An 11,177-nucleotide genomic window follows, 5' to 3' on the forward strand; every position below is an offset into this window, starting at 1 on the left:
ACATACTGTGTCGCTTTACCCGCGCGCAAACTGACAAAGCCAGAAGGGGCATTTTCCGCGAGGCATTCCGCAGCGCTGAGCGACCTGAAGGCACCGCGTGAGCGGCGCGAAGACCGCCGAAGCCAAAGTGCCCCTTCTGGCGATCTCACCCGCCGACATCACAACAATGGGTTAGCATCCCAATGCAGCTCAGCCTGACGTCTTCGCGGTAAAGGCAAACGAAGGAAAGGGAGCCGAAGCCAAAATGCCCCTTCAGGCGATTTCACCCGCCGAGAGTGCTGCACTTTATTCGACTCTCCCCGCTGTCAGGCAAACATCACCTCAGCCCAGCGCGCCAGACCAGCGGTCACTGAGGCAAAGTCATCTCCGCCAGCAATCGGTGTACCCGGCAGGGCCTGCTGCAGCGCAGCGCGCAGCAGAGGCGAACGTGCACTACCGCCCGTCAGATAGATCACTTCCGGTTTAATATGGCTGGTTGCCAGCGCCAGATGTACCTGTTCCAGGATCTTCTCCAGCGGCTGGCTGATCGCGTCCTGCAGGATTGCCACGCTGATATCGGCCTGTAAATCCGCGCTGATAAAATCCAGTGCGGCGGCGAAGTCAGGGCGGTCGGAGAGGGCGATTTTGCTCTCTTCCGCAGTACGCACCAGACGATAGCTCAGCTTTTGTTGCCAGACTTTTAACAGGTGTGCCACGGCGGCAGGATTTTCGGCATCCCGTACCAGATCGCGCAACAGTTTGCCGCAGGCGGTACTGTAAAAATCGCTTTGTGCAGGCACATCGTTGATGGCGACGGCATTCCACCAGGGCAGGGCAGGTAAGGCCGTGCCTTTTTGTGTCTTCCCGCCCGCGCCCAGCAACGGCATCAACGCTTTAAACGCCAGCATAATATCCAGGTCATTACCGCCCACGCGGCAGCCACTATGGCCCAGCAGGCTTTCCCGCCGGTCTGACAGATGACGCCACTGCGGCCCCATCAACAGCATCGAACAGTCGGTGGTTCCCCCACCGATGTCCACGACCAGCACGCGGGTTTCTTTTTCGAGTGTGGCTTCAAAGTCCAGCCCCGCCGCGACCGGCTCAAACTGAAACTCCACCTCCCGAAAGCCCGCGCGTTTAGCGGCACGCAATAAGATGCCCTGGGCCTGCGCGTTGGCCTCTTCGCTGCCCAGTCCCTGAAAGTTCACCGGGCGGCCAATTACCGCCTGTTCAATTGACTGGTCAAGCTGTGCTTCGCCCTGCTGACGAATATGCAGCATCATGGCGCACACTAAATCTTCAAAGAAGGCGATCTGCTGGGGTTTTAACCCACTCGCGCCCAGGAAGGACTTCGGCGACTTCACGAACCAGACATCTTCCGGATCGACCATATAGTGCTGAAGCGCGGTCAGACCGAACTGCACGCTATCGGAGAGAACATCGATATCTTCTTCACGGTTATAGCGCAGCGCCCGTTGCAACAGCGCCGTGCTTTCCTGGTCCGGCGTGGCAACCTGATGATGGCGATAAAGCCATTCCGTAACGGCTTCACGTGTCGGGGAGCAGATCATCGATGGCAGCAGGCGTTGACCGTTCTCCAGCGTTAACAGTCGTGGTGTGCCTTTTTCGCTGACCGCAATCGAGCAGTTAGCCGTACCGTAATCGAATCCAATGAACATTTTTCGCCCCCAGGCAGGAAAAAGGGGGCGACTTTAGCGCAGCTGTAAAGGTGAGGCAAGCGGCGAGCGGCAGAATTAGCGAATCGCAAAAAGGTGATCTTCACTCAGTTTGCTGAGCGGCTGGCGCTCGGCAACCGCACTGCCCCAGACTCCGTCAACATCCAGGCTGGTAAGCGTGGTCAGAACGGCCGGCACGGAGACTGGGCCCGCAAGCAATATAATATTACGTTCATTGGTCTGGCTTTGAATAATGGAAATCAGCATTTCATCCATCAGATTGTTATGCAGGTTCGCCACCAACTCGGGTGCCAGAATCAGGCAGTCCACCACTTTACCGGTTAACTGATTAAACGCATCCAGGTTACGGCCAAACTGTTGCAGCACGATGCGACAGCCTGCCTGGCGCAGCTTCATCAGTGTACCCAAAAGCTGCTCGCCGCCCGATAACACGCTGGCGGCATGCAGCGCGATACCGCTGTTACTGTTCGCCAGACCGGATTCTGCAAAACGGACACAAAGTTTCTCAACGAAAACCGGATTATAAAGCGCGTTAACATCCACGGGCAAAATTAAGGCAATGCCTTTTTGGCTCATAGCCGCAATGCGATGACGGAAAAAAGCCTCAACGATATTGTCTTCCAGCCGCTGTTTCAGCGCCGCGTCAGTCAGGTTGTTACGCAGCAGATGTTCATCCACCAGCAGTCCTTCCCGGGTAAACAACTGCACTTCAATCAACCAGACGCTGGCAGAGTGCGGCTTACCTGGCGGTGCGACAGCCCAGACCTGGAGTTCCACCTGCAAGGCATCCAGGGTTGCCTGATCCAGCGAATGGTGGCTGCCGGTCAGGGCCAGCGGATGCTGTTCGTACACCATGTAGCGCCCGCGGCCGCTGCGTTTAGCGTTGTAACAGGCAATATCGGCCTGGGACAACACATCACTGCTTTGACAATTATTTGGTGAAATTTGTGTCATGCCTGCGCTGGCCCCAACCTGATAGGCCCGGCCCAGCCATTCAAAACAGTAGTCGTTGACTGCACGCACGATACGCTGCACCACATCACGGGCCTGGTCCACCAGACATTCAGGCATGAGCACGGCAAATTCATCCCCGCCAAGACGGGCGAGAAAGTCGGTGCTGCGCAGGTGGTGACGCATTAAATCGGAAAGTTCGCTCAGCAGTGCATCCCCGGCGGCGTGCCCGGCGCTGTCGTTAACCGCTTTGAATTTATCCAGGTCAATAAACACCAGTACATGCTGATGTTGATGTTCAGCGGCATCGGACAGCAGTCGCTTCAGTTGCAACTCAAAACTGGCGCGATTGGGCAGGCGGGTTAACGTATCGTGCAGCGCGCTGTAGCTCAATCGTTTCATGACTTTACGTGATTCACTCACATCCTGAATGACCATCACCGCGCCGCGTTCGGTTCCCGATTCCGATTTCAGCGGTGTTATCGTGTAATGGATATCAATATGCTCACCATTCAGGGTGTGAAGCACCCACTCTTCCGACAAATAGGGCGCAGTCTTTTCAGAATGCGTGGGGTTGATCATCAGATTTTCCACGGGCGCGCCGTGACGGCCATGGGTGATGTGAAGCAGTTCACTTACCGGTCTGCCGACCGCGGCTTCCTGTGACCAGCCAGTCATTTTTTCAGCCACCGGATTCATGAAGGTAACGCGCATGGCCTGATCCGTACTGATGACGGCCTCGCCGATGGAATCGAGCGTAATCATCATGCGCTCTTTTTCCTGAAACAGGGCTTCGTTCAGGTTACGCAGCGGCGTAATGTCCTGTGCAACGCCCAGTATGCGCTCGATCCGGCCTTCCTGACTGAGTAAACGATTCGCCTGAGAACGTATCCAGTAATGTCCTTCTTCGCGCATCACGCGATACTCCATTTGAAACGCGCTGCTTTCTTCAATGGCCTGCTGTATGGTCTGCACACAAAATGCGCGATCGTCGGGATGCACCAGTTTGATCCACAAGTCGAAGCTGGGCACTTCATCCGACTGCAAACCGAACAATGTGTACATGCGTTTATCCCACAGCATTTCTCCACTGTTCATGTTCCATTCCCACACGCCAATGCCGCCCGCTTCGTTGGCCAGCGTGATACGTTCCATTAATCGCTGGTTGACCAACTCGCTCTGTTTTAATTCAGAAATATTCACAATCTGCGCAATAAAATAGAGCGGTTGTTGTTCGCTGTCCCGTACCAGCGAAACCGTCAGCCGCACCCAGACGATTTCATGGTCCTTACGGAAGTAACGCTTCTCCAGCGTGAACGACAAAATCTCGCCAGCCAGCAGCTTATCCATTTTGCCATCGTCAATACCGAGGTCGTCAGGATGCGTAATCTGCTGGAAAGTCAGGTTCTTTAATTCGTACTCGGGATAACCCAGCGTGTCGCATAATGATTTATTCACCTGAAGCCAGCGGCCTTCGGGTGAAACCAGCGCCATGCCAATAGCGGAATACTCCATGGCGTTACGAAAACGCGTTTCGCTTTCACTGATATGGCGCGTTTCATGGCGGAACGCATCCATGACCAGCGACATAATATGGCAGGGGATTAAGACCATCAGAAACGGCAGCCAACTGACAATCATGGCGTAATTCGTCGTCGTAGGCGTGACGATTATCCAGTCTAAAGAAAGCAGCAGCGCCATAAAGCTGGCGTTGAGAAAGAACAGGACAAACGCCTCCACCTTGGGCAGTCGAACAGCGCACCAGAACAGCACGACCAAAATGAAGGTAAACGGCCAGGGCAAAAAACGCAGCGACAAATAGCTGGCAATCAGCGTCAGAACGAGGCTGAAAAGTGTTTCAAACAGCGAGGCGCGCCTGAGGTAACCTTTAGGCAAGGGCCAGGAGAGCAGCAGCAGAACCGGCCCAAGCGCGAGCATGCCGATGATTTCCGAAATCACCCATGTATAAAAGAAGGCGAAAGAGGCCTGTTGTCCAACCTGTAAAACCCACAGCGCCAGTACGCCACCAATCAGTGGCGAAATCACGCCGGTGGCAAAAACAAAGCGCAGCCAGTCGCGCAGCGACACCAGCGGTGCCTCGCGGTTAAGCAACGCGCGCAGCAGCATGCCACCGATGCCCGCCTGCAAAAGGTTCAACAGGGCAAATTTTAAATTTGAAAGCGCAGGACCGATGACAAACGCATTGGCTGCGGCGGTGCCAATCAGGCAGGCCGCAAGGAACAACGGCAACTGACGTGATGTGCAGCGAAACACCACCACGGTCATTAAGGCGGTGGAAAACCATAAAGGCGAAATCTTGCCGCTCACTACGATCAGTTCAAGGCAGAACAAGGTCAGGACGAACGAAACCAGGCCAAGCCCGCAGGCATGAAGCCACGAATTAGGTGATTTATCTGACGAAGCCAGCGCATCAACGATCATTTATCGATCCAGCAGGGTACAAGGTATTGACATGGCAGGTGACGAGATAGCCATCCTGATTGAAGAATGCTAGCACATTTGTTGGAGAAAAAAGGGGGGAAATCATTAAATTGCGTTATTTGACCGATTGACGGGCTCGTCTGTGAGGCGAGCCCGTCTCGCCTTATTCAACGAAAAAGGTCGGCACGGGTATAGGGTTTTTCCAGGCCCGCGAGGCGGGCTGAAAAGTGCTCAAGAAACTGCTGCGTGGTGGCGATGCGTCCATGTCCCAGCAGCAGCACCGGCACCAGCAACGCGGCGGCAATCTGCGGCCAGCTAAACCCTTTTAATGCGGTTTCGCGTTGTGAAAGCAAAAAAGCTGTGCTCAGTGTAAAGCCTAACAGCAGTCCGGTCAGGACTTCGCTGAGGGAATGGGCATGGATGACGAGGCGGGAAAACCCCACCATTAAGGGGATCATATAGCCCACGCCAATGGCGAAACCGCGCCACAGGCTCGACCAGCGTCCGGATATCAGCCAGAGCATCACGGGCCACAGGGTGGCAGACATGGCGCTGTGGCCGCTAAATCCGGTGAAGTTAAAACGGGCACTGCCAATGCCAAAGCCCAGAAAGAGAATTTTTGACAGGCTGACAACCAGCCCCGCCAGGCCAAAGGCAAAAAGCCAGTACCATACGGTGCGCCGGTTATCACTTTTCCACGGCAAAATCAGTGCAATAATCACCGCCGTGGGAATTAACAACATACTGTCACCAAAATAGGTGAGGGTCTTCCAGAGCATAGTTTTCCTTTATTTTTTTCGGGCCCCAGGCCCTTTTTGTTCAGGTTTGTAAGACCTGATACGTGCTGTGCATCGTCATGCTGTCTGAGAGGGCTAGTTTATCGATGAAATCATTCGAGTTAAAAGGGGAAAGTCTGAAAACCGGCCATGCCATTTCTCTGGCATCAAAAGACCGAAATCCCTATACTTAGCGCCAAATCACCCTCTCCGTTCAGCCCCATTAACTGGGTGCGCAGTTTGCGTACAGTTTCTGGCTCCAGTATCAGGTTTTTAAAAGTATGACTGACAAGTCCCATCAGTGCGTGATCGTTGGCATTGCAGGTGCATCCGCATCCGGTAAAAGTTTAATCGCCAGTACCCTGTATCGTGAAATTCGCGATCAAGTGGGGGATGAACACATCGGTGTTATTCCCGAAGATGCCTATTACAAAGATCAAAGTCACCTCACTATGGAAGAGAGGGTTAAGACCAATTATGACCATCCCAGCGCGATGGATCATGATTTGCTGTTACAGCATCTGCGCGCTGTCAAAGCAGGACAGGACATTGAACTGCCGGTTTACAGCTACGTTGAGCACACCCGCACGCAAGAGACGCTGCATCTCAAGCCCAAAAAAGTCATTATTCTTGAAGGCATTCTGTTGTTAACGGATGCGCGGTTACGCCAGGAACTGAATTTTTCCATTTTCGTCGATACGCCGCTGGATATTTGCCTGATGCGCCGAATGAAGCGCGACGTCAATGAACGCGGTCGCTCAATGGATTCCGTCATGAGTCAGTACCAGAAAACGGTACGCCCGATGTTTCTGCAGTTCATTGAACCGTCAAAACAGTACGCGGATATCATCGTGCCGCGCGGTGGTAAAAACCGCATCGCGATTGATATTCTGAAGGCCAAGATTAATCAGTTTTTCGAGTAGTTTACGTCTCAAAAGGCGTGACGCGAACAGGTTAAAAGCACAGATGCGCCCTGTTCGCTACACTTACTTCATGGAGTTACCGTAATGAGATTATGCGACCGCGATATTGAAGCCTGGCTCGACACCGGAAAACTGGCGATTACCCCACGGCCAACCGTGGAACATATCAATGGTGCAACGGTGGACGTGCGTTTGGGCAATCAGTTCCGGACGTTCAGCGGACATACCGCGCCGTTTATTGATTTAAGCGGCCCGAAGCACGAGGTCAGTGCTGCGCTGGATCGCGTCATGAGCGATGAGATCGTGTTGCCGGAAGGTGAGGCGTTCTTTCTGCATCCGGGCGAACTGGCGCTGGCGGTAACGCTGGAATCTGTCACGATTCCCGACGATCTGGTGGGCTGGCTCGACGGGCGTTCTTCACTTGCCCGCCTCGGGCTAATGGTTCACGTCACTGCGCACCGTATCGATCCGGGCTGGCAGGGCCGTATCGTGCTGGAGTTTTATAATTCAGGCAAACTGCCTCTGGCGTTGCGCCCTGGCATGTTGATTGGTGCGCTAAGCTTTGAACCGCTTTCCGGTCCGGCAGCGCGTCCCTATAATCGCCGTGAGAATGCAAAATATCGTGGCCAGCAGGGTGCTGATGCCAGTCGTATCGACAAAGATTAATTCATGAGGATGTGATGAGAAGAGTGATAACCACGCTGGCCATTCTACTGGTAGTGGTCGTAGCCGGATTAACGGCGTTGGTCATGCTGGTGAACCCTAACGACTTCCGTAGTTACATGGTGCAAGAGGTCGAACAGCGTAGCGGTTATCAACTCACTATCGATGGCGACCTGCGCTGGCATGTGTGGCCGAAACTCAGCATTCTCGCCGGACGGATGAGCCTGACGGCACCCGGAGCGGCGCAACCGGTTGTTTCTGCCGATAACATGCGTCTGGATGTTAATCTTCTGCCGTTACTTTCCCATCAGCTCAGCGTAAGCCAGGTGATGTTAAAAAATGCCATCGTGCGGGTCACGCCAGACAGCGCCGCGCGGGCACCTGAGAACGCGCCGCGCGCGCCACACAACAGCGAACCCACCTCGTCTGCTGGCTGGTCGTTTGACATCGACAATCTGCAACTGTCCGACAGCCTGCTTATCTGGCAGCAGCCGGGCGGGGACGCCTTTACCTTCCGTAATCTTAATCTGGATATGGAGCAGGATCAGTCCAGAATCGCCACGATCGGCCTGACGACCAGTCTGACCCGTAACCAGCGCACCGCTGTCCTGACGCTGAAAGGGCAACTGGACAAATCACGCTATCCGCATCAGTTGAGCGGCCAGGTGGCGCAGGTCGACTATAACCTGACCGGAGCGAGCCTGCCGCCAGAGGGCATTAAAGGCACGCTGAGCTTTCAGGGCAACTGGGACCTGGATAAAAATCGTTTTGACGTGAGCAATCTTAAGCTGACCGCTAACGACAGCGTGCTCAGCGGGCGCGCTGAAGGCGAACTTACGCCGCCGCAAAAGCTGGCGCTGGATCTTCATGCCAGCGCACTCAATATGGACAATCTGTTGTTTATCTCGACCCTGACCCAGCAGATGAGTGGACAAAACAGTCAGATTGCCCCGGCACCGGTCATCGCGGACCAGCCTGAACCGACCAATGCAGACTCCCCGCTTAACGACATTGATCTCGATTTGTCGCTGCAGGCCGATAGCGCGGTCTGGCGTGGCCTGAACCTGACCAAACTCTCCCTCAAAGCGGTTAATCAACAGGGGCTGGTAACCTTCAGTACATTCTCAGGCAATGTGGGGCAGGGGAGCTTCTCTGTACCGGGCAGTATCGACATTCGTCAGCCTGTTACGCAGGTCGCTTTTACGCCGGTGCTGAACCAGATAGCTATCCAGCCTTTATTAAAAGCGCTGGCCTTGCCGCCGTCGCTGCAGGGAACCCTGAGCCTTAAAGGTGAATTGTCGGGTGAAAATCTGACGCTTGCGGATGCAAAACGCAGCTGGCAGGGCAAGGCCGATATCCAGGCGCATGATCTGAAACTGGCCCAGCTCGACTTACAGCAAATGGTGCGCAGTGCCGTGGCACGTGTCAGCGACCGTGTCAGCAGTGATTCTCAGGCGTCCGGACAGGGCATTGAGCAGGTGAGCGGACAACTGGCCATGAAAAATGGGCTGCTGACGTTAAGTCATCTCGACGGTGGAGGGAAGGCGCTGACGCTGCGCGGCGAGGGGCGTATCAATCTGGTGCAGCAACAGCTGGATGTGACGCTGGGCCTGACACTGAGCGACTGGCGCGGCGACGAAAAACTGGTGGCCGCGCTGTCCGACCAGGTGATTCCGTTCCGTATTTATGGCAGTTGGGCTAATCCGCAATATACGCTGCCGGTAGATGATGTCATGCGTGACAGGCTACAGAATGAGGCAAAATCCCGCCTCAATCAGTGGCTCGATCGTCAACAGGCAAAAGACAAGAACAGTACGCACCCGTAATCACCGTCGGCAGCCGGCGCTGAATTACGCTTTCAGCGCCGCACCGTCGACGTGAGGTACAATCCCTACCTTCTGAATCCGATGCTGGTCGACCTGTAAAGTCCGTAGCCGGTATTCGCCAAGCTGAATCTCTTCGCCTTCCTGCGGCACATGTTGCAGGCGATCCATCATTAAACCTGCGATCGTGTGGTAATGCTGTGTGTTTTCTCGCGGCAGCGTGACGTAAAGGGCCAAATCGTCCAGTGGCATATGGCCATTGGCAATCCAGCCGCCTGCGCCGTCAGGCTGAATGTCGTGGCGCGCCTCTGAATTGGCTTCGTTCGGCAGATTGCCCGCAATCGCCTCCATTAAATCGCTCAGCGTCACCACGCCTTCTACCGACCCGAACTCATCGACCACAAACGCAAAATGCGTCTGTGCCTGGCGGAACTGCTCCAGCGCCTGTAACACCGTTATTCGCTCATGGAAGACCAGCGGCTGACGGATCAGGCTACGCAGATCCAGGGCATGCTGATGCAGCGACTGATGCAGCAGATCGTTAACATGGACAACACCAAGCGGTTCGTTACCGTTTTCGGTGATAACGATGCGCGTATGCTGATTGCGGTCAAGATCGGCCATAATGACGTCGGGATCGTCGCTTAAATCAATGTGCTGAACATCATGGCGCGTGGTCATAATTGTGTCGATACGACGTTGCCCCAGTCCCATCACGCTGGCAATCATCACACGTTCCTGCCGGTTAAACAGGGCAACAGACTCACCGTCAGCCAGCATAGAAGCGGTTTGCGTATCCAGCTCGGCCTGTTCCGCTTCACCACGCAGCAGCCGCAGCACGGCTTCAGCTGTGCGCTGGCGAAGGGGCCGTCCGGCTGACAACACTTTACGGCGGTTAAACTGTGCCAGCTGATTCAGGGCTTCAATGACGACGGAGAAACCGATCGCGGCATACAGATAGCCCTTGGGAATCGCAAAACCAAACCCTTCCGCCACCAGACTGAAACCAATCATCAGCAAAAAGCTCAGACACAGAATCACGATGGTCGGATGGTTGTTAACAAAGCGCGTCAGCGGTTTACTGGCTAACAACATCAGTAAAATGGCGATAGTGACCGCCGCCATCATGATCGGCAGATCGTTGACCATCCCGACGGCGGTAATCACCGCATCCAGAGAAAAAATGGCATCCAGCACGACAATTTGTGCCACGACGGGCCAGAATTTAGCGCCGCCCTTTTGTTGAGTGTCCTCCGCATCGCTGCCTTCAAGTCGTGTGTTAAGTTCGGTGGTCGCTTTGAACAGCAAAAACAGCCCCCCGCACAACAGCAACAGATCACGCGCACTAAAGGCATGATGCGCGAAGGTGAATAAAGGTTGAGTCAGCGTTACCAGCCAGGAAAGCGAGGCTAACAGCAGCAGGCGACAAACCAGCGCCATGAGCAGACCAATAATGCGCGCGCGGTCGCGCAACGCCGCAGGCAGTTTCTCCACCAGGATAGCGATAAACACAAGGTTATCAATACCCAGCACCAGCTCCAGAACGATTAGCGTTACTAAACCTGCCCACAATGAGGGATCGGTCATTACCTCCAGCATGCGTTATTCACCTGAATGTCTAAAAATAAGCTTTGTCTGATGATAGTGGACAGACGGCGTCGGGACAAATAGCGGAATGACAGGCGCTTTACGCTTTATTTAGACACAGACCACTTTAATTACAGGCGAATTAATGGACGAAATGATTAATGCGGGAAGGACTGTAAGGGATAAAGGTTGCAGATTAATGTCACTACACTCGCCATTCAGAGGAATTTCTTATGCGATTAATCCTGGTGCCAACATGGAATAAATCTGATTTTTTTCTTCCCCGGCACCCAAAATGAGCGGCTTCAATACTTATTACTGGTAGTCTTTTTCCTA

General features: G+C 54.3%; 7 protein-coding genes. 3 read left to right on the forward strand and 4 right to left on the reverse strand.

The genetic code is table 11. The features are described from left to right. Window positions 1-305: 305 nt before the first annotated feature. The 3 genes from yegD to C7433_RS11940 form a co-directional block, all read right to left on the reverse strand. Window positions 306-1,658: a molecular chaperone gene (gene yegD, locus C7433_RS11930; RefSeq protein WP_110268223.1), complete on the reverse strand. Its 1,353-nt coding sequence runs from the start codon at window positions 1,656-1,658 to the stop codon at window positions 306-308. Window positions 1,659-1,733: 75 nt separating this feature from the next. Further along, the gene (locus tag C7433_RS11935; protein ID WP_110268224.1) at window positions 1,734-5,069 is read right to left on the reverse strand and encodes a diguanylate cyclase; all 3,336 of its coding nucleotides are present in this window, start codon (window positions 5,067-5,069) and stop codon (window positions 1,734-1,736) included. A gap of 167 nt (window positions 5,070-5,236) precedes the next feature. Continuing rightward, window positions 5,237-5,848 (reverse strand): phosphatase PAP2 family protein, encoded by a 612-nt coding sequence (locus tag C7433_RS11940; RefSeq protein ID WP_110268225.1) that lies wholly within the window; start codon window positions 5,846-5,848, stop codon window positions 5,237-5,239. 278 nt (window positions 5,849-6,126) lie between these two features. On the opposite strand from C7433_RS11940, the gene udk reads away from it, so the two are divergent. From udk to asmA, 3 genes are all read left to right on the forward strand, one after another. Continuing rightward, window positions 6,127-6,768, forward strand: coding sequence for a uridine kinase (gene udk, locus C7433_RS11945; RefSeq protein ID WP_006119880.1), 642 nt, complete (start codon window positions 6,127-6,129; stop codon window positions 6,766-6,768). Between the two features lie 84 nt (window positions 6,769-6,852). After that, on the forward strand, window positions 6,853-7,434 hold the full coding sequence (dcd, locus tag C7433_RS11950) for a dCTP deaminase (RefSeq protein WP_006119878.1): 582 nt from the start codon (window positions 6,853-6,855) through the stop codon (window positions 7,432-7,434). Between the two features lie 14 nt (window positions 7,435-7,448). After that, window positions 7,449-9,257, forward strand: a complete 1,809-nt coding sequence (gene asmA, locus C7433_RS11955; protein WP_110268226.1) for an outer membrane assembly protein AsmA — start codon at window positions 7,449-7,451, stop codon at window positions 9,255-9,257. 24 nt (window positions 9,258-9,281) lie between these two features. On the opposite strand, the gene C7433_RS11960 is transcribed toward asmA, so the two are convergent. Next, window positions 9,282-10,853, reverse strand: a complete 1,572-nt coding sequence (locus tag C7433_RS11960) for a TerC family protein (protein WP_110268227.1) — start codon at window positions 10,851-10,853, stop codon at window positions 9,282-9,284. Between the last annotated feature and the right edge of the window lie 324 nt (window positions 10,854-11,177).

The organism is Pantoea sp. PNA 03-3 (assembly GCF_003201175.1).
GTDB lineage: Bacteria > Pseudomonadota > Gammaproteobacteria > Enterobacterales > Enterobacteriaceae > Pantoea > Pantoea stewartii.

What these genes read in the sequence shown, in the direction of transcription:
- C7433_RS11935 (WP_110268224.1), bottom strand. Translation starts at nt 5,069, where the DNA reads ATGATCGTTGATGCGCTGGCTTCGTCAGATAAATCACCTAATTCGTGG.
- C7433_RS11940 (WP_110268225.1), bottom strand. Translation starts at nt 5,848, where the DNA reads ATGCTCTGGAAGACCCTCACCTATTTTGGTGACAGTATGTTGTTAATT.
- asmA (WP_110268226.1), top strand. Translation starts at nt 7,449, where the DNA reads ATGAGAAGAGTGATAACCACGCTGGCCATTCTACTGGTAGTGGTCGTA.
- udk (WP_006119880.1), top strand. Translation starts at nt 6,127, where the DNA reads ATGACTGACAAGTCCCATCAGTGCGTGATCGTTGGCATTGCAGGTGCA.
- dcd (WP_006119878.1), top strand. Translation starts at nt 6,853, where the DNA reads ATGAGATTATGCGACCGCGATATTGAAGCCTGGCTCGACACCGGAAAA.
- yegD (WP_110268223.1), bottom strand. Translation starts at nt 1,658, where the DNA reads ATGTTCATTGGATTCGATTACGGTACGGCTAACTGCTCGATTGCGGTC.
- C7433_RS11960 (WP_110268227.1), bottom strand. Translation starts at nt 10,853, where the DNA reads ATGCTGGAGGTAATGACCGATCCCTCATTGTGGGCAGGTTTAGTAACG.